The sequence below is a fragment of the Stutzerimonas stutzeri genome (assembly GCF_024448985.1).
Classification (GTDB): Bacteria; Pseudomonadota; Gammaproteobacteria; order Pseudomonadales; family Pseudomonadaceae; genus Stutzerimonas; species Stutzerimonas stutzeri_AP.
Map to the genome: position 1 here is coordinate 18,985 of NZ_JAMOII010000014.1, position 16,974 is coordinate 35,958.

The 16,974-nt window shown below is 59.9% G+C and carries 22 protein-coding genes; 11 read left to right on the forward strand and 11 right to left on the reverse strand.

Features of this window, described 5'->3' with window-relative positions; translation table 11 throughout:
• Nucleotides 1-3 precede the first annotated feature (3 nt).
• The 10 genes from hisD to NA647_RS14640 form a co-directional block, all read right to left on the reverse strand.
• Nucleotides 4-1,314, reverse strand: coding sequence for a histidinol dehydrogenase (gene hisD, locus NA647_RS14595; protein ID WP_256058349.1), 1,311 nt, complete (start codon nt 1,312-1,314; stop codon nt 4-6).
• A 131-nt stretch (nt 1,315-1,445) separates the two neighbouring features.
• Complete coding sequence (hisG, locus tag NA647_RS14600) at nt 1,446-2,075, reverse strand: ATP phosphoribosyltransferase (RefSeq protein WP_256058350.1); 630 nt, start codon at nt 2,073-2,075, stop codon at nt 1,446-1,448.
• 118 nt (nt 2,076-2,193) lie between these two features.
• Nucleotides 2,194-3,459 carry a UDP-N-acetylglucosamine 1-carboxyvinyltransferase gene (murA, locus tag NA647_RS14605; RefSeq protein WP_256058351.1) on the reverse strand — a complete coding sequence of 422 codons (1,266 nt, stop codon included), beginning with the start codon at nt 3,457-3,459 and terminating at the stop codon, nt 2,194-2,196.
• 97 nt (nt 3,460-3,556) lie between these two features.
• Nucleotides 3,557-3,796 (reverse strand): BolA family protein, encoded by a 240-nt coding sequence (locus NA647_RS14610; protein ID WP_256058352.1) that lies wholly within the window; start codon nt 3,794-3,796, stop codon nt 3,557-3,559.
• 97 nt (nt 3,797-3,893) lie between these two features.
• Nucleotides 3,894-4,376, reverse strand: coding sequence for a phosphate-starvation-inducible protein PsiE (locus tag NA647_RS14615; protein WP_256058354.1), 483 nt, complete (start codon nt 4,374-4,376; stop codon nt 3,894-3,896).
• Entirely contained in the window at nt 4,376-4,702 is a 327-nt protein-coding gene (locus NA647_RS14620) for an STAS domain-containing protein (RefSeq protein ID WP_256049892.1), read from the reverse strand. The genes NA647_RS14615 and NA647_RS14620 overlap by 1 nt, the downstream gene beginning before the upstream one ends.
• A complete protein-coding gene (locus NA647_RS14625) occupies nt 4,695-5,345 on the reverse strand; it encodes an MlaC/ttg2D family ABC transporter substrate-binding protein (protein WP_256049893.1) in 651 nt (216 codons plus the stop codon). Before NA647_RS14625 ends, NA647_RS14620 begins: the two co-directional genes overlap by 8 nt.
• 11 nt (nt 5,346-5,356) lie before the next feature.
• Nucleotides 5,357-5,815 (reverse strand): outer membrane lipid asymmetry maintenance protein MlaD, encoded by a 459-nt coding sequence (mlaD, locus tag NA647_RS14630; RefSeq protein ID WP_256049894.1) that lies wholly within the window; start codon nt 5,813-5,815, stop codon nt 5,357-5,359.
• Entirely contained in the window at nt 5,815-6,612 is a 798-nt protein-coding gene (gene mlaE / locus NA647_RS14635; RefSeq protein WP_256049895.1) for a lipid asymmetry maintenance ABC transporter permease subunit MlaE, read from the reverse strand. Before mlaE ends, mlaD begins: the two co-directional genes overlap by 1 nt.
• Nucleotides 6,605-7,420 (reverse strand): ABC transporter ATP-binding protein, encoded by an 816-nt coding sequence (locus NA647_RS14640; protein WP_256058355.1) that lies wholly within the window; start codon nt 7,418-7,420, stop codon nt 6,605-6,607. The genes mlaE and NA647_RS14640 overlap by 8 nt, the downstream gene beginning before the upstream one ends.
• A gap of 260 nt (nt 7,421-7,680) precedes the next feature.
• Between NA647_RS14640 and NA647_RS14645 the strand changes: the two genes are divergently transcribed.
• The 10 genes from NA647_RS14645 to NA647_RS14690 all read left to right on the forward strand — a co-directional run bounded on the left by NA647_RS14645 (nt 7,681) and on the right by NA647_RS14690 (nt 14,798).
• The gene (locus tag NA647_RS14645; RefSeq protein WP_256058356.1) at nt 7,681-8,655 is read left to right on the forward strand and encodes a KpsF/GutQ family sugar-phosphate isomerase; all 975 of its coding nucleotides are present in this window, start codon (nt 7,681-7,683) and stop codon (nt 8,653-8,655) included.
• Nucleotides 8,656-9,177, forward strand: coding sequence for a KdsC family phosphatase (locus tag NA647_RS14650; RefSeq protein ID WP_256058357.1), 522 nt, complete (start codon nt 8,656-8,658; stop codon nt 9,175-9,177).
• Nucleotides 9,178-9,185: 8 nt separating this feature from the next.
• The gene (gene lptC, locus NA647_RS14655) at nt 9,186-9,758 is read left to right on the forward strand and encodes an LPS export ABC transporter periplasmic protein LptC (protein ID WP_256058358.1); all 573 of its coding nucleotides are present in this window, start codon (nt 9,186-9,188) and stop codon (nt 9,756-9,758) included.
• Nucleotides 9,745-10,293 carry a lipopolysaccharide transport periplasmic protein LptA gene (gene lptA, locus NA647_RS14660; protein WP_256049900.1) on the forward strand — a complete coding sequence of 183 codons (549 nt, stop codon included), beginning with the start codon at nt 9,745-9,747 and terminating at the stop codon, nt 10,291-10,293. Before lptC ends, lptA begins: the two co-directional genes overlap by 14 nt.
• Nucleotides 10,293-11,018, forward strand: a complete 726-nt coding sequence (lptB, locus tag NA647_RS14665) for an LPS export ABC transporter ATP-binding protein (RefSeq protein WP_256058359.1) — start codon at nt 10,293-10,295, stop codon at nt 11,016-11,018. Before lptA ends, lptB begins: the two co-directional genes overlap by 1 nt.
• A 149-nt stretch (nt 11,019-11,167) precedes the next feature.
• The gene (locus NA647_RS14670) at nt 11,168-12,676 is read left to right on the forward strand and encodes an RNA polymerase factor sigma-54 (protein WP_256058360.1); all 1,509 of its coding nucleotides are present in this window, start codon (nt 11,168-11,170) and stop codon (nt 12,674-12,676) included.
• Between the two features lie 68 nt (nt 12,677-12,744).
• On the forward strand, nt 12,745-13,053 hold the full coding sequence (gene hpf / locus NA647_RS14675) for a ribosome hibernation-promoting factor, HPF/YfiA family (RefSeq protein ID WP_131649903.1): 309 nt from the start codon (nt 12,745-12,747) through the stop codon (nt 13,051-13,053).
• Nucleotides 13,054-13,059: 6 nt separating this feature from the next.
• Nucleotides 13,060-13,524, forward strand: a complete 465-nt coding sequence (gene ptsN / locus NA647_RS14680; RefSeq protein WP_256049903.1) for a PTS IIA-like nitrogen regulatory protein PtsN — start codon at nt 13,060-13,062, stop codon at nt 13,522-13,524.
• A gap of 135 nt (nt 13,525-13,659) precedes the next feature.
• Entirely contained in the window at nt 13,660-14,517 is an 858-nt protein-coding gene (gene rapZ / locus NA647_RS14685; RefSeq protein ID WP_256058419.1) for an RNase adapter RapZ, read from the forward strand.
• 8 nt (nt 14,518-14,525) lie between these two features.
• Nucleotides 14,526-14,798 (forward strand): HPr family phosphocarrier protein, encoded by a 273-nt coding sequence (locus NA647_RS14690; protein WP_181100083.1) that lies wholly within the window; start codon nt 14,526-14,528, stop codon nt 14,796-14,798.
• 181 nt (nt 14,799-14,979) lie between these two features.
• On the opposite strand, the gene pmbA is transcribed toward NA647_RS14690, so the two are convergent.
• On the reverse strand, nt 14,980-16,326 hold the full coding sequence (gene pmbA, locus NA647_RS14695) for a metalloprotease PmbA (protein ID WP_256058361.1): 1,347 nt from the start codon (nt 16,324-16,326) through the stop codon (nt 14,980-14,982).
• 106 nt (nt 16,327-16,432) lie between these two features.
• Here pmbA and yjgA point away from each other — a divergent pair, with 106 nt between their 5' ends.
• Nucleotides 16,433-16,954 carry a ribosome biogenesis factor YjgA gene (yjgA, locus tag NA647_RS14700; RefSeq protein ID WP_256058362.1) on the forward strand — a complete coding sequence of 174 codons (522 nt, stop codon included), beginning with the start codon at nt 16,433-16,435 and terminating at the stop codon, nt 16,952-16,954.
• Nucleotides 16,955-16,974: the final 20 nt, after the last annotated feature.

Sequence of the window (16,974 nt, forward strand, 5' to 3'; positions counted from 1 at the left end):
GAACTATCTTTTAATCCGATATTCCGCACTGCGCGCATGCGCGGTCAGCGACTCGCCGCGCGCCAGCACCGAAGCGATCTTGCCCAGTTCGGAGGCACCCTCCGCCGAGCAGTTGATGATCGACGAGCGCTTTTGGAAATCGTAAACGCCCAGCGGTGATGAGAAGCGCGCCGTTCCGGATGTCGGCAACACGTGATTCGGGCCGGCGCAATAATCACCCAGCGCCTCGGCCGTGTAGCGCCCCATGAAGATCGCGCCGGCGTGGCGAATCTGTGGCAGCCACTGATCGGGGTCGGCCACGGAGAGTTCGAGGTGCTCGGGAGCGATGCGATTGGCGACATCGATGGCCTGCTGCATATCGGCGACCTGGATCAGCGCACCGCGACCCTGCAATGACGCTCGCGCTATTTCGTTGCGCTCGAGGCTTGGCAACAGACGGGAAATACTTTCCGCGACTTTGTCGAGGAACTCCGCGTCCGGGCTGACCAGAATCGATTGCGCGTCCTCGTCATGCTCGGCCTGGGAAAACAGGTCCATGGCAATCCAGTCAGGGTCAGTCTGGCCATCACAGACCACCAGAATTTCAGAGGGTCCAGCGATCATGTCGATCCCGACCTTGCCGAATACGTGGCGCTTGGCCGTGGCGACATAGATATTGCCGGGCCCGACGATCTTGTCCACCGGCGGCACGCTCTCGGTACCGTAGGCCAGCGCGGCGACAGCCTGGGCGCCACCGATAGTGAACACACGGTCGACCCCAGCGATGCAGGCAGCGGCGAGCACCAATTCGTTGATTTCACCGCGCGGCGTTGGCACCACCATCACCACTTCCGGCACACCGGCAACCTTGGCCGGAATGGCGTTCATTAGCACAGACGAGGGATAAGACGCCTTGCCGCCCGGCACGTAGAGTCCCGCACGGTCGAGCGGCGTGACCTTCTGCCCCAGCACCGTGCCGTCGGCTTCGGTGTAGGTCCAGGAATCCTGTTTCTGCTTTTCATGATAGAGGCGGACCCGCTCGGCAGCAGCTTCCAACGCCTGACGTTGCGCCGGACTGATGCGCTCGAGCGCTAATTCAAGGCGCTCGCGTGGCAGGATCAGATCTGCCATGGAGGCCACTTCCAACCCATCGAAACGCTGCGTCAACTCGACCAGTGCCGCATCGCCGCGCTCGCGCACCGCCTTAATGATCTCCAGCACACGTTGGTTAACGCCGTCATCGGACACGCTTTCCCAGCTCAGCAGATGATCCAGGTGTCGCGAGAACTCGGGATCAGCGGCGTTGAGTCGGCGGATGTCGATGGGAGCGGTCATAACGGGCCTCATGAGGAGTGCTGCGAAGCGGTTTGCAGGCGCCCGTAGATTAACAAGCCAACCGTGCGGGCACCTGAGAATTTAGGCTATGACACGAATAGGCGAGCCGGCTGTAGCAGCCCGGCGGACGATCAGTTCTGCTGTTCGATCGCGTTCTGCAACGCATCGATCAGCGTTTGGATACGCGCATGCTGCATCTTCATCGAGGCCTTATTGACCACCAGGCGCGAGCTGATCATGGCGATCAGCTCCTGCGGTTCCAGCCCGTTAGCACGCAGCGTGTTGCCGGTGTCGACCACGTCGATGATCTTGTCCGCCAACCCCACCAGCGGCGCCAGCTCCATCGAGCCATAGAGCTTGATGATGTCGACCTGACGCCCCTGCTCGGCGTAGTAGCGTTTGGCAACATTGACGAACTTGGTCGCAACGCGCAGCCGCCCTTGGGGCTCCGGCGCACCGACCTTGCCGGCTGTCATCAGCTTGCAGTTTGCGATTTTCAAATCCAGCGGCTCGTACAGCCCCTGGCCACCGTACTCCAACAGCACGTCCTTACCGGCCACGCCAAGATCCGCCGCGCCATGCTCGACGTAGGTCGGCACGTCCGTGGCGCGCACGATTAGCAGACGCACGTCATCCTGTGTGGTCGGGATGATCAGCTTTCGGCTTTTATCCGGATTCTCGGTGGGCACGATACCCGCCGCTGCCAGCAGCGGCAGGGTGTCGTCGAGGATGCGGCCTTTGGAAAGGGCAATGGTGAGCATGGACGGTTATTCCTTGAAGCCTGTTGATGGCGACCTTGGCGCAGGGCAGAGGCGAGCGAGCGCAGTCTCAGCCAAAGCCGCCGACTCAAGAGTGGCGGCTTCGACCCATTGCCGATAGCTAGCCTGGTACGCGGCGAATCTTGGCGCCCAGCAATTGCAGCTTCTCTTCGATGCACTCATAACCACGATCGATGTGGTAAATGCGGTCGATCAGCGTATCGCCTTCGGCCACCAAGCCGGCGATCACCAGGCTCGCCGAGGCACGCAGATCGGTCGCCATGACAGGCGCGCCCTTGAGCTTCGGCACGCCGGTCACGATGGCGGTGTTGCCCTCGACGAGAATCTGCGAGCCCATGCGGTTCATTTCATAGACGTGCATGAAGCGGTTCTCGAACACTGTCTCGATGACCGTGCCAGTGCCTTCGGCAACCGCGTTCAAGGCGATGAACTGCGCCTGCATGTCCGTAGGAAAAGCTGGATACGGCGCAGTGCGGAGGTTCACCGCTTTCGGCCGATTGCCCTTCATGTCCAGCTGGATCCAGTTGCTACCGGTATCGATATGGGCGCCGGCCTCTTCGAGCTTGTGCAGCACGGCCTCGAGCAGGGTGGCGTCGGTGTCTTTGAGCTTTACGCGACCACCGGTTGCGGCGGCGGCGACTAGATACGTGCCAGTCTCGATGCGGTCCGGCATCACGCTGTAACGACCGCCACCCAGACGCTTGACGCCATCAATGACGATTGTGTCGGTACCAGCACCGGAAATCTGCGCGCCCATGGCATTGAGGAAGTTCGCCAGATCGACCACTTCCGGCTCGCGCGCTGCGTTTTCCAGCACGCTGCGGCCGTTGGCCAGTGCCGCGGCCATCATGATGTTCTCAGTGCCGGTCACGCTGACGATATCGAAGAAGAAGTGCGCACCGCGCAGACCGCCAGCCGGCGCCCGCGCTTTGATGTAGCCACCTTCGACATCAATCTGCGCGCCCATCGCTTCCAGGCCACGTATGTGCAGATCCACCGGGCGCGAGCCAATGGCGCAACCACCAGGAAGGGCAACCTCAGCCTCGCCGAAGCGCGCAACCATGGGGCCGAGCACCAGAATCGATGCGCGCATCGTCTTGACCAGCTCGTAAGGCGCGACCAGCGTCTGGATGCTGCTGGCGTCGACTTCGACGCTGAGCTTTTCGTCGATGACCGGTTGCACGCCCATGCGGCCAAACAGCTCGATCATGGTCGTGATGTCGTGCAGGTGCGGCAGGTTGCAGACGGTTACCGGGGTATCGGCAAGCAAGGTGGCCGCCAGAATTGGCAGGGCCGAGTTTTTGGCACCGGAGATGCGAATCTCGCCGTCGAGGCGGGCACCGCCAGTAATGATCAATTTATCCATGATGTTCCCGTAACCCGCATGCTCGATACGCTTGCGAAGAGGAGCCGCGCCCAGTCGGTGCTGCGCGCGGCCTGAATATGTCTGTCGTGACCGGTGATCAGCTACGCGCCAGCCAGTCGGCACGGCTGAAGAATTTCATCGTGACGGCATGGATACTGCCATCGGCTATCCACGGAGTCAGATGATCATAAACTTGCCGCTGACGCTTTACCGGGCTCAAACCGGCCAGTTCATCGCTGATCACGTTCAGCTGGAAGTTGCAGCCTTCGCCTTCGACTTCCACCTGTGCGTCCGGAAGCTTGGCTTCCAGAAAACTCTTAACTTCTACGGCCTGCATGTTCAACCTCTATCGGCGCCGGACGCGCGCGGCCGGCCATCATACAAAAAAGCCCGAAGGCTGCGAACCCCGAAGCCTTTCGAGCTGAAGCAGCCCATCAATCGAGCGTCTCTGCCTCGCTGTTGCGCCGAGGTCGATGACGGCTACCCGCCTCTACCGCGGGAAATCTAGAAGATGCAAAGCGTACTACGAGAATCGCCACCGCCAGCAGCAGAATGGCCCCGGAAATATAGACAACTCCCATGTCTGGACGGTGATGATGCGAAACGTCCGAGATCAGCAAGCGAGTCAGCGCGGTTATTGCCACGTAGATAAGGAAGCGCACCGGCATGTGATTGGTTTTGAAGTAAATACCCACCATCGCGCCGAGTTCGAGGTAGATGAACAGCAACAGGATGTCGTCGACACTGATGCTGCCCTTTTCGATCATGCCCAGAAAGGCCACCAACCCGGCCCAGGCGGTGACCGCGCCGATGCCGAACAGCGCCAGGTAATGAAAGGTCTCGACCAGTAGATTACCCAGCGACTCGGCGACGGCATGCACCTTGCCGCGCGCCGCTTCTGCCCAGCGCAGTGTCATCAGACCGCTCCTCTCGCTTCGTCAGCTAGCGAAAGGACGTCCAGCAGACCGGACACCCTGGCGATTTCCCGCATGTCGCTGGGCATGCCGGCGATGGTCACTTCGCGTCCTGATGAGATTGCGTCCCGCGTATAGGCCAGCAGCAGGGAAAGCCCAACGCTGCTGGATTTTTCCACCGATGAGCAATCGATCAGCAACGGCTGTCCTTTGGCACCACGGATCACGGCCTGACCAGCCCGACGCAAGGCCGGCCCGGTCTGATAGTCAAGCACGCCAGAGAGCCGCAACTCACCGTTGGCGCCGCTTTCGACACGCCCTTCACTCATCGCCTGTCGCCTGCTGGCCGGCCTCGGTGTCCTTGGCGCGCGCGACGACTTCGCCCCAGCCGTCGATGGTCTTGTCCAGATCACCACCATTTTTCTGCATGGTGTCGGCGAACTGGTCGCGGAACAGCTTGCCGATATTGATGCCGTTGATGATTACGTTGCGCACCCGCCATTCGCCGCCCTGATTGACCATGGTGTACGACACCGGATAGATCTCACCCTGGCGACCGGTCACTTCCATACCAACGCTGGTGCGCTCGGCGTCCTGCTTGCCACTGGCCGGCAGCACTCGAATCTGCTGATTGTTGTATTCCAGCAGAGCGTTGCCGTAGAACTGCATAAGGCTGCGCTTGAAGTTTTCCTGGAAGCGGGTCATCTGCTCCGGGCTGGCGCTTCGCGAGTACTTCACGGTCATGATGCTGCGCGAAATCCCTTCGGCATCGACCACCGGACCGAGGATATTGTTGAGGGACTCGTAAAAAGCATTCGGGTCCTGCCGGTACTGATCCTTATTGGCTTGGAGGTCGGCGAGCAACTCGTCGGTGGTCTTCTGGATCACTTCGTGAGCACTCGGGGCCGCCAGAGCCAGCATAGGCAGGGCGGTCAGCAATACCAGCAAACTGCGACGCAGGGCATTCATCATGGGGATGTACCTCACTCTTTATTGACCGAATTGAGCAAAAATTTGCCGATCAGATCTTCCAGCACCAAGGAAGACTGGGTATCGCGAATCGTATCGCCGTCACCCAGGGTTTCCTCTTCGCCGCCGACACTGATGCCGATGTATTTTTCGCCCAGCAGGCCGGCGGTCAGAATCGACGCGGTGGAATCGATCGGCAGAATGTCGACGTCCTGCTGAACCTCCAGCGTGACACGCCCGGTATAGCTCTCACGATCCAGATCGATCGCCGTCACCTTGCCGATCGTCACGCCGGCCATGGTTACCTTGGATCTGACACTCAGACCGGCAATATTGTCGAAATAAGCGTACAGCCGGTACGTTTCGGCGCTATCGACACTCAGGCCGCTGACCCGTAGCGACAGCAGGAGCAGGGCCAGGACGCCCGCCAAGAGGAACAGGCCAACACCAATTTCCAGGGTGCGGATACGCATCAAAAATCTCCAAACATCAACGCGGTCAGAATAAAGTCGAGGCCGAGCACGGCCAGCGAGGCGTAGACCACCGTTCGGGTGGTAGCACGACTGATACCTTCAGAGGTGGGCTCGCAGTCATAGCCCTGGAACACAGCAATCCAGGTCACCACGACAGCGAACACCATGCTCTTGATAACGCCATTGAGCACGTCCGAAGTGAAGACAACACTGTTCTGCATATTGGCCCAGAACGAGCCTTCGTAGACGCCGAGCCAGTCCACGGCAACCATCGCACCACCCCAGATACCGACCACGTTGAAAATGACGGTCAGCAACGGCAGGGAAATGAAGCCGGCCCACAACCGTGGCGCGACGATGTATTTCAGCGGATCGACACCGATCATTTCCAGGCTGGACAGCTGCTCGGTGGATTTCATGTTGCCGATCTCGGCAGCCAACGCAGACCCGGCACGACCGGCAAACAGCAGCGCGGTAACCACCGGGCCCAGTTCGCGCAGTAGCGTCAGGGCGACCATCTGCCCCACCGCCTGTTCGGAACCGTAGCTGCTGAGAATGCTATAGCCCTGCAACGCCAGCACCATACCGATAAAGATGCCGGACACCACTACGATCGCCAGCGACAGCACGCCAACCGAATAGAGCTGCCGGACCAGCAAAGAGAAACGGTTATCCAGCCCACTGGGACCGAACAGCGCGTGGAACAGGAACAACGTTGCGCGCCCCTGCGCGGCGACCACATTCATCCCGGCCTCGCCGAAAATTCGGACTCGCTCGATCAAAGAACGCTTACGCATCAGGGCCTCGCAACAAATCCTCGGCATAGGCCGGCGCCGGAAAATGAAAAGGCACCGGACCATCCGCCGCGCCTCGCATGAATTGCTGGATACGGGGGTTCACGGAATCGCGCAACTCGGCCGGCGTGCCCTGCCCCAGCACCTGCCCATCGCCGACCACATAGATGTAATCAGCGATGCTGGAGGTTTCAGCCAGGTCATGGGAAACCACGATACTGGTAATGCCCAGCGCATCGTTGAGCAGACGAATCAACTGCACCAGAACGCCCATGGCAATCGGGTCCTGACCGGCAAATGGCTCGTCGTACATGAGGATCTGCGGATCCAGCGCAATCGCGCGTGCCAAAGCCACACGGCGTTTCATGCCGCCGGATAGCTCGTCAGGCATCAGCTCGACCGCGCCGCGCAAACCCACCGCCTGCAGTTTCATCAGAACGATGTCGCGAATCATCTCTTCCGGCAGCTTTGTGTGCACCCGCAGCGGGAAGGCAACGTTCTCGAAGACATCGAGATCAGTGAACAGCGCGCCGCTTTGGAACAGCACGCCCATTTGCTTGCGCATGTCGAACAGCTCGCGACGCGACAGTGTGGGCAAGTTGGTTCCGGCCACCCAGACTTCGCCGCTGGTCGGCTTGAGCTGAGCGGCGATCAGGCGCAGCAGCGTGGTCTTACCGCAGCCGGACGGGCCCATGATGGCCGTCACCTTGCCTCGCGGTATGACGATATCGACATTATTGAAAATGCTCCGCTCGCCGCGCTTGAAGGTGACCCCCTTCAGCTCGACGGCGTTAGCGTTGGCGGCGCTCATCGGATCTCCTTGGATACGGTCTGCGAATCTGACGCCCTCCGTTGGTTCGGAGATACTTCACAGAGCCGTTTTGGCGGCGCGAACTATAGCACCGCGCCGAAAGCCTCCCAAGCCAGCGTCTGTATCGGCACATGAGCGAGCGCACATTCGTTCAGCTTGAGTTCAGCTTCGGACGCGACGATCCGCTTGAAAGCTTTTCGGTGAGCGGCGATGGGTTTGCCGCTATAATCCCGCGTTTTCATTCAGGCGATGAAACAGACATGAGTCAGAGCAGCCAGCTGATCGAGACTGCCCAGCGGACCATTCGCATGGAAATTGAAGCGGTCGAGCAACTCAAGACCCGCATCGATGAACAGTTCGTCAAGGCATGCGAGCTCATCCTCCAGTGCAAAGGCCGCGTCGTCGTGGTCGGCATGGGCAAGTCCGGACATATCGGTAGCAAGATCGCCGCCACGCTCGCCAGCACCGGAACCACTGCGTTCTTCGTTCACCCGGCCGAAGCCAGCCATGGCGACATGGGCATGATCACCCGCGACGACGTCGTTTTGGCCCTGTCTAACTCCGGCAGCACCAACGAGATTGTGACATTACTACCGCTGATCAAACGTCTCGGCATCACCTTGATCAGCATGACTGGCAATCCCGAGTCGGTGCTCGCAAAAGCGGCAGCGGTCAACCTCGACGCGAGCGTAGCCATCGAAGCTTGCCCGCTAAATCTCGCTCCGACCTCGTCGACCACCGTCAGCCTGGTATTCGGTGACGCCCTGGCGATCGCCCTGCTCGAAGCGCGCGGATTCACCGCCGAGGATTTCGCCTTCTCGCACCCAGGCGGCGCGCTCGGCAGGCGGCTGCTACTCAAGGTCGAACACGTCATGCACGCAGACGACCGCCTGCCTCAGGTCAAGCGCGGCACACCACTGCGCGACGCATTGCTGGAAATGACCCAGAAAGGGCTCGGCATGACGGCGGTGGTGGAGGCCGACGGCAGTCTGGCCGGTATATTCACTGACGGCGACCTACGCCGTACGCTGGACAAGGGAGTCGACGTGCGTCAGGCCAGCATCGATCAGGTCATGACCATACACGGCAAGACCGCCAGCGCCGATATGCTCGCGGCCGAAGCCCTGAAAATAATGGAAGACAATAAGATCAACGCGCTGGTGGTGGTCGATGACAATGACCGACCTATCGGCGCGCTGAACATGCATGATCTGCTGCGCGCAGGAGTGATGTAAGTGAACGATCTACTGCGGCGCGCCCGTGACATTCGCCTGGCCATTTTCGATGTCGATGGCGTGCTCACGGACGGCAAACTGTACTTTCTCGTCGACGGCAGCGAATTCAAGACGTTCAACACGCTCGACGGTCATGGCATCAAAATGCTGATCAATTCCGGCGTACGCACCGCGATCATCAGCGGGCGCGAAACGCCCGTGGTTGAGCGCCGCGCACAGAACCTCGGCATCCAGCATCTGTATCAGGGACGCGAGGACAAACTGGTGGTCCTCGATGAACTGCTCGCCGAGCTCGGGCTGGACTACGCTCAAGTGGCCTATCTGGGCGATGACTTGCCGGACCTTCCAGTGATCCGCAGAGTCGGCCTGGGAATGGCCGTCGCCAGCGCCGATGCCTTCGTCCGCGATCATGCTCACGGCGTAACCAGCGCCCGCGGCGGCGAAGGTGCTGCGCGGGAGTTCTGCGAACTGATCATGCGCGCCCAGGGCAGCCTCGACGCCGCCCAGGCCGCCTATCTCTAGAGGTTCCAATGCTGAGCAGAATCCGCCTCCCTGCCGTCCTGCTGCTGATCGCACTGTTATTGATCGCTGTCGGCTACTGGAACATTCGCCCCGAAAGCTTCATGCAGGAAGCCCCAGTGACACAGGGCGAGACATCGCCAATCGACTTTTACGTCATCAACTCGCGAACCGTGCAGTATCAACCGGATGGCAAGCGCAACTACGTGCTGCTTTCCGAGAAGGTCGAGCACCTTAAGGCCAGCGATGTCAGCCTGTTGACTCGCCCCGATTTACGCTCCTACCGGGGCTCCGAACAGCCGTGGCATGTCACCAGCGAGCGCGGAGAAGTGGGGCCGATGGGTGAGGAAGTCGAGCTGATCGATAACGTCAGGATCGAACGCAACGACGCCGAGGGACGTCCAACGATCGTCACCACCAGCCGGATGACTGTGCTCCCCGAGAAGGATTATGCCGAGACCCGCCAACCCGTTAGAATCGTCGCCGCGAACGGCGTGACGACCGCTACGGGCATGAAAGCGTATCTAGATGAAGGCAGGATGCTCCTGCTATCCAATGTAAGAGGCCAGCATGAGCTGCGTTAAGACTCTCCCCCTCCTGATCGGCTTGAGCATCTTTCTGCTCGGCACGACCGCACATGCGCTTCCCGAAGACCGCAACCAGCCAATTCGTGTCCAGGCGGATACCGCGGAACTCGACGATCGACAGGGCGTGGCCGTATATCGCGGCGATGTGGTGATTACTCAGGGCACCATGAAAATCACCGGCGATACGGTAACGATCACCCAGGATGAAAATGGTGATGTGGAGGTATTCACCTCTATCGGCAAGCCCGCCTACTACGAGCAGAAACCTGCGGTAGACAAGGAAATCGTCAAGGCTTACGGCCTGACCATCCAGTATTTCGCAGCCAACGAGCGCATCGTCCTGATCGACCAGGCGAAAGTCGTTCAGGAAGGCAATACCTTCGAAGGCGAAAAGATCGTCTATGACACTCAGCGGCAGATCGTTAACGCCGGCCGTGCGACCGATACCGATGTCACCACGCCGCGCCCGCGCGTGGACATGGTCATTCAGCCACGCAAGAAAGATCAGCCGGCAGCGGAGCAGACCGAGTAATGGCGACCCTCAAGGCCCAGCATCTGGCGAAGAGTTACAAGAGCCGCCAAGTCGTGCGCGATGTAAGTCTGTCCATCGGAAGCGGACAGATCGTCGGTCTGCTGGGACCGAACGGCGCCGGGAAGACCACCTGTTTTTACATGATCGTTGGCCTGGTCAAGGCGGATCAGGGCCGCGTGCTGATCGATGAACAGGATGTCACGCATCTGCCCATGCACGGTCGCGCCCGGGCCGGCATCGGTTATTTGCCCCAGGAAGCCTCCATCTTCCGCAAACTATCGGTAACCGACAACATCATGGCGATCCTGGAAACTCGCAAGGACCTCGATCGCAACGGACGTCAGCAAGCACTTGAAGGCCTCTTGCAGGAATTTCACATCCACCACATCCGCGACAGCCTCGGCATGAGCCTCTCGGGTGGCGAGCGTCGGCGCGTTGAAATTGCTCGCGCCCTGGCCACTGCGCCCAAGTTCATTCTTCTCGATGAGCCCTTTGCGGGCGTCGACCCCATTTCGGTCGGCGATATCAAACAGATCATCCACCATCTCAAGGCAAAAGGCATCGGCGTACTCATCACCGACCACAACGTTCGGGAGACACTAGACATTTGCGAAACCGCCTACATCGTTAACGATGGTCAACTGATTGCCGAAGGTGACGCCGAGACGATCCTGGCTAATCAGCTGGTCAAGGAAGTTTACCTCGGGCACGAATTTCGCCTCTGATGCCATTTATTTCCGCAGAGATGGTTGCCTAGGGCTAGGCAAAGGCTTCGTTGGCAGGCATATAATTTGCTTACATTGGCGCCTGCCAGCGCCAGCGAAATCGGAACAGGCGCGGTTGCGCCGGCAAACAAGGTTCGAAGTCCTCTGCCATGAAACCATCGCTAGTCCTGAAGATGGGCCAGCAGCTGACGATGACACCGCAGCTGCAACAAGCCATACGACTGCTCCAGTTGTCCACGCTCGATCTCCAGCAAGAGATCCAGGAAGCGCTGGACTCCAATCCTATGCTCGAGCGTGAAGAGGACGGAGAGGACTTCGATCACTCCGACCCGATGGCCGAGTCGATCGAGAAGAAGCCGGAAAGCACACCGACCGAACAGAGCGAGCCTGACAATCACTACGAGGAACCCATCAACACGGTGGAGAACCTCGAGGAAGGCGATTGGGGGGACCGCATTCCCGATGAGCTTCCGGTGGACACTGCCTGGGAAGACATCTACCAGACGAGCGCCAGCAGCCTGCCCAGCAGCGATGATGACGAATGGGATTTCACCACCCGCACCTCAGCTGGTGAAAGCCTGCAGAGCCACCTGCTCTGGCAGCTCAATCTCGCACCGATGAGCGATACGGACCGCCTTATCGCCGCCACGTTGATCGATTGCATCAATCCTCAGGGTTATCTCGACGAAACCCTCGAAGAAGTACTCGATTCGTTCGATCCGGAGCTGGAAATCGAACTCGACGAGATCGAGGTGGTTTTGCGCCGCATTCAACAATTCGAACCGGCCGGCATCGGGGCACGAGACTTGCGCGAATGCCTGCTGTTGCAACTGCGTCAACTGCCGGAGCGAACCCCATGGTTAAGCGAGGCGGTGCGGCTGGTCAGCGAGCATCTGGATATCCTCGGCAACCGCGACTACAGCCTGCTGATGCGCCGCATGAAGCTCAAGGAAGACGAACTGCGCCAGGTCATCGACCTGATCCAGACACTCAATCCTCGGCCCGGCTCGCAGATCGAAGCGAGCGAGCCTGAGTACGTCGTGCCGGACGTGATCGTGCGCAAGCACAATGGCCGCTGGCTGGTCGAACTCAACCAGGAGGCAATGCCCCGCCTGCGTGTGAACGCTCAATATGCGGGCTTCGTCAAACGCGCCGACGCCAGCGCCGACAACACCTTTATGCGCAATCAGCTGCAGGAGGCGCGCTGGTTCATCAAGAGCTTGCTCAGCCGCAACGAGACGCTGATGAAGGTCGCCACGCAGATCGTTGAACATCAACGCGGCTTCTTCGAGCACGGCGATGAAGCGATGAAACCGCTGGTGCTGCACGACATCGCCGAGGCGGTAGGCATGCATGAATCGACCATCTCACGGGTCACCACTCAGAAATACATGCACACGCCACGCGGCATCTACGAGCTGAAGTACTTCTTCTCCAGCCATGTCAGTACGGCGGAGGGCGGCGAGTGCTCTTCTACCGCTATCCGGGCGATCCTGAAAAAGCTGGTGACCGCGGAAAACCCGAAAAAGCCATTGAGCGACAGCAAGATCGCTGGTTTACTGGAGGCACAGGGGATTCAAGTTGCACGCCGTACCGTCGCCAAATACCGCGAATCACTCGGTATCGCACCATCCAGCGAGCGTAAGCGGTTGATGTAAATGTCAGGTCGATTTCTTCCGGTGACGGGTCATCCCGTCAATCGCACGTGGCAAAAAGGAGATGCAGTATGCAAACCAACATCACTGGACTTCATCTAGAAATCACAGAAGCCCTGCGTAACTACGTCGAAGAGAAATTCAGCCGACTGGAACGGCATTTCGATCGCATCATTGCCGTCCAGGTGATCCTCCAAGTCGAAAAACTCAAGCAAAAAGCCGAAGCCACACTGCACGTCGCCGGACGCGAGGTCGTCGCCAATGCCGAGCATGAAGACATGTACGCGGCCATCGATCTCCTTGCCGACAAGCTCGATCGGCAGCTCATCAAGCACAAAGAAAAACAGCTCGACCACAACCAGGGTGCAATAGCTCGCTAGCCCATCATGATCCGACTAGAAAACATCCTGACCCCCGCACGTTCCCTCGTGAACGTGCCGGGCGGCAGCAAGAAGCGCGTACTGGAACAGATCGCCAAGGTGCTTGGCCGAGACCTTCCAGATCTGGACTCTCAAACTATTTTCGAAAGCTTCATCGCCCGTGAAAAGCTCGGCTCGACCGGCTTCGGCAACGGGATCGCCATCCCTCACTGCCGCATGCCCGGCTGCACCTCGCCGCTCAGCGCGGTGCTGAGGCTGGATGATCCGGTGGATTTCGATGCCATCGACGGCGCTCCGGTCGATCTGTTGTTCGTCCTGCTCGTGCCGGAAGCGGCGACTGACGAACACCTCGAGCTGCTTCGCCAGATCGCCAGCATGCTCGACCGCGAAGACGTTCGCGAGCGTCTGCGCCAGGCCAGAACGGGACAGGATCTGTATCAGACCGTCGTTGATATTCAGAGCGGCCACTAGCGGAAACCATCTCGCTGGCCCTGCGACGAGTGAGGAAAGAGACGTGTCCCTAACCTTGCACCAACCACCTCGACAGCACAGCGTGCAGCCAGGCTCATGCCAGCACGCTTGTATCCTGCCGGGCGTCGCGCCGCCATGCGCCTGATCATCGTCAGCGGTCGCTCCGGGTCTGGCAAGAGCACCGCGCTCGACGTGCTCGAGGACAACGGCTTTTACTGCATCGACAACCTTCCCGCGGGACTGCTGCCGGAACTGGCGGAACGGGCATTGCTGCATACGGAGCTGATACAGCCGCAGGTTGCGGTATCCATCGATGCGCGCAACCTGCCCAGCCAGCTGAAGCGTTTTCCCGAGCTGCTCGAAGAAGCCCGTGCCCGACATATCCAGTGCGACGTGCTGTACCTCGACGCCGCAGACGAGACACTGCTCAAGCGCTTCTCGGAAACCCGCCGGCGCCACCCGCTGACCAACCAGAATCGTTCGTTGGCCGAAGCTATCCGTGACGAGGAGCTGCTTCTGGCTCCCATCATCGACCTCGCCGACCTCAAGGTCGACACGACGCATCTGAACCTCTATCAATTGCGTGACACGCTGAAGCTACGCCTGCTGAACAAGCCGGAACCGGGCACGGCGTTTCTCTTCGAGTCCTTTGGATTCAAGCGTGGGATGCCGGTTGATGCCGACCTCGTGTTCGATGTGCGCTGCCTGCCGAATCCGTACTGGAAGGCCGATCTGCGCGATTTTTCCGGGCTGGATCAGCCCGTCATCGACTATCTCGCTACACAAGCGGATGTCGAAGAAATGATTCAAGACATCTTCGCCTATTTGAGCAAATGGCTTCCGCGCTTCGCCGCCAGCAATCGCGCCTATGTCACGGTTGCCATCGGCTGCACCGGCGGGCACCACCGTTCGGTCTATCTGGCCGAGCGACTCGGCCAGGCGCTGCTCGAACCTTTGAAGAATGTCCAGGTACGCCATCGCGACCTGGCTTAGGACCCCACATGCCCTCGTGCGAAATCACCATCATCAACAAGCTGGGCCTGCATGCCCGCGCAGCCGCCAAGTTCGTCGGCGTCGCCAACCGGTTTCCCTGCGACATCCGCATTGGCCGTTGTCCTGCCACCCTCGTTGATGGCAAAAGCATCATGGCGGTCATGATGCTAGCCGCCAGCAAGGGCACCAACCTGCACCTGCACACCGAGGGCGAGCAGGAGCAAGAGGCAGTCGATGCGCTGATCGCACTGATCGAAGACTATTTCGAGGAAGGGGAATAGCAAGCTGGAGGCTGGGGGCTGGAGGCTGGAGGCTGGAGGCTGGAGGCTGGAGGCTGGAGGCTAACAGTGTCGAGCCCGACCAACCCTTTTCAACTCCTAGCGTCAGGCTTACGGCTGCTTTTCCGTTCAGCTTTCCAGCCTCCAGCGCTTTTATCGTCTTTTCGGTTTTTAGCCTGCCGCTTTAACTCCCCGCCACCTTCATTCGCTCGATCAGCACCGATCCCGTGTGAATGCTGCTACGCGTCTCAACATCGCAGCCGACCGCGACGATCTGGCGGAACATGTCGCGCAGATTGCCGGCGATAGTAACCTCCTGTACCGGGAACTGAATCTCGCCATTCTCGACCCAGAAACCGCCAGCCCCGCGCGAGTAATCACCGGTTACCAGGTTCAAGCCCTGCCCCATCAACTCGGTGACCAGCAAACCACGCCCCATACGGCGAATCAGTGCAGCCTGATCCTCATCCCCGTGGGTGACGAAAAGATTGTGCACGCCACCCGCATTGGCCGTGCTGGGCATTCCCAGTTTGCGTCCGGAGTAGGTGCCCATCACATAGGAAAGCAGCTTGCCATTCTCGACGAAGGGTTTGGCGTAGGTCGCCAAGCCATCGCTGTCATAGGCCGAACTGGCCAACCCGCGCAGCAGGTGCGGACGCTCGTCGAGGCTCAGCCACTCGGGAAACAGCGTTTGCCCCAGTGCATCTTCCAGATAGGAAGACTTGCGATAGATGTTGCCGCCGGAAATCGCCGCGAGGAAATGCCCAAACAACCCAGTCGCCAGTTCCGAGGAGAACAGCACCGGAACGTCGCACGTCGGCACGGGGCGAGCGCCGAGACGGCGAACGGCACGCTCTGCAGCACGACGACCGATCGACTCGGCAGAGGCCAGATCGCTGGCGACGCGGCTGACGTCATAGTGGTAATCGCGCTGCATCTGCCCGTCGGCCTCAGCGATCATCACGCTACTAAGGCTGTGCCGGGTACTGCAGTAGGCGCCGATGAAGCCATTGCTGTTGCCATAGCCTCGGCACCCTTGATGGGTGCTCAGGCTGGTGCCGTCTGCATTGCGAATGCGCGAATCAGCCGCGAAGGCCGCCGCCTCGCAGCTCAAGGCCAATTCCACCGCCTCGTCCGGCGCAATGCTCCAGGGATGGTAGAGGTCCAGGTCCGGCACATCCTTGGCCATCAGAGCAGGATCGGCGAGCCCAGCGAATTCGTCTTCCGACGCATGTCTGGCGATCGCCAGTGCCGCCGCCACGGTTTCGCGAATCGCCTCGTCGCCGCTGCCGGTGGTACTCGCCGAGCCCTTGCGCTGACCGACGTACAGCGTGATACCGAAGCCCTGATCACGATTGAATTCGACCGTTTCCACTTCTCGCTGACGAACCGTCGTCGACAGCCCCTGCTCCATCGAGACGGACACCTCGCAGGCACTGGCACCCTGGCGGCTCGCCTCTTCGATGATCTGCGCAATCCTGTCGCGCAATCCGGGTAACGCGTGCGGGCCTATCCCCTCAACTTCACTCATAAACACTCCAAGCATTGATTCGATCAAATCGCAGTCGCCAGCGCTCGGCTGAGCTGCGCAGCAAAGCTGCTGTTATCATGGCGGCATTTCCTACTGGACCAGCCCCATGTCTGATATTTCCGATCTCGACGGCTTCGAGGAAAAAAGCAAAACCCAGGTCAAGCGCGAGCTTCATGCTCTGCAGGAGCTGGGTGAACGCCTCGCCACACTCAAGCCCGACGTGCTGGATCGCCTTCCTCTCACCGATGCGCTACGCAAGGCGCTGGCCGATGCGCCCAAGCACACGGCAAACATCGCGCGTAAACGCCACCTGCAATACATCGGCAAGCTGATGCGCGACCAAGATATCGAAGGCATCCTGGCTCTGGTCGACCAGCTCGACGCCTCCACCCGCCAGTACAACGAACGCTTCCACGCCTTGGAGCGCTGGCGTGATCGCCTGATCGCCGGCAACGATGAGACCCTCGAGGCATTCGTTACCGAGTATCCCGAAACCGACCGCCAGCAACTGCGCAGTCTGATCCGCCATGCCCAGCACGAAGCGGCGCGCAAAAAACCGCCAGCGGCCAGCCGCAAGATATTCAAGTACATACGCGACCTCGATGAAACCAAGCGCGGCTTACGTTAAAGGCAGCAGCTAGAAGCTAG

Bases quoted from the DNA above. Each gene is read 5' to 3' on its own strand.
- NA647_RS14670 (WP_256058360.1), top strand. From the start codon at position 11,168: ATGAAACCATCGCTAGTCCTGAAGATGGGCCAGCAGCTGACGATGACA.
- NA647_RS14610 (WP_256058352.1), bottom strand. From the start codon at position 3,796: ATGCAGGCCGTAGAAGTTAAGAGTTTTCTGGAAGCCAAGCTTCCGGAC.
- NA647_RS14645 (WP_256058356.1), top strand. From the start codon at position 7,681: ATGAGTCAGAGCAGCCAGCTGATCGAGACTGCCCAGCGGACCATTCGC.
- mlaD (WP_256049894.1), bottom strand. From the start codon at position 5,815: ATGCGTATCCGCACCCTGGAAATTGGTGTTGGCCTGTTCCTCTTGGCG.
- lptB (WP_256058359.1), top strand. From the start codon at position 10,293: ATGGCGACCCTCAAGGCCCAGCATCTGGCGAAGAGTTACAAGAGCCGC.
- rapZ (WP_256058419.1), top strand. From the start codon at position 13,660: ATGCGCCTGATCATCGTCAGCGGTCGCTCCGGGTCTGGCAAGAGCACC.
- NA647_RS14620 (WP_256049892.1), bottom strand. From the start codon at position 4,702: ATGAGTGAAGGGCGTGTCGAAAGCGGCGCCAACGGTGAGTTGCGGCTC.
- hisG (WP_256058350.1), bottom strand. From the start codon at position 2,075: ATGCTCACCATTGCCCTTTCCAAAGGCCGCATCCTCGACGACACCCTG.
- ptsN (WP_256049903.1), top strand. From the start codon at position 13,060: ATGATCCGACTAGAAAACATCCTGACCCCCGCACGTTCCCTCGTGAAC.
- mlaE (WP_256049895.1), bottom strand. From the start codon at position 6,612: ATGCGTAAGCGTTCTTTGATCGAGCGAGTCCGAATTTTCGGCGAGGCC.
- lptC (WP_256058358.1), top strand. From the start codon at position 9,186: ATGCTGAGCAGAATCCGCCTCCCTGCCGTCCTGCTGCTGATCGCACTG.
- hisD (WP_256058349.1), bottom strand. From the start codon at position 1,314: ATGACCGCTCCCATCGACATCCGCCGACTCAACGCCGCTGATCCCGAG.
- lptA (WP_256049900.1), top strand. From the start codon at position 9,745: ATGAGCTGCGTTAAGACTCTCCCCCTCCTGATCGGCTTGAGCATCTTT.
- hpf (WP_131649903.1), top strand. From the start codon at position 12,745: ATGCAAACCAACATCACTGGACTTCATCTAGAAATCACAGAAGCCCTG.
- NA647_RS14640 (WP_256058355.1), bottom strand. From the start codon at position 7,420: ATGAGCGCCGCCAACGCTAACGCCGTCGAGCTGAAGGGGGTCACCTTC.
- pmbA (WP_256058361.1), bottom strand. From the start codon at position 16,326: ATGAGTGAAGTTGAGGGGATAGGCCCGCACGCGTTACCCGGATTGCGC.
- NA647_RS14625 (WP_256049893.1), bottom strand. From the start codon at position 5,345: ATGATGAATGCCCTGCGTCGCAGTTTGCTGGTATTGCTGACCGCCCTG.
- NA647_RS14615 (WP_256058354.1), bottom strand. From the start codon at position 4,376: ATGACACTGCGCTGGGCAGAAGCGGCGCGCGGCAAGGTGCATGCCGTC.
- NA647_RS14690 (WP_181100083.1), top strand. From the start codon at position 14,526: ATGCCCTCGTGCGAAATCACCATCATCAACAAGCTGGGCCTGCATGCC.
- murA (WP_256058351.1), bottom strand. From the start codon at position 3,459: ATGGATAAATTGATCATTACTGGCGGTGCCCGCCTCGACGGCGAGATT.
- yjgA (WP_256058362.1), top strand. From the start codon at position 16,433: ATGTCTGATATTTCCGATCTCGACGGCTTCGAGGAAAAAAGCAAAACC.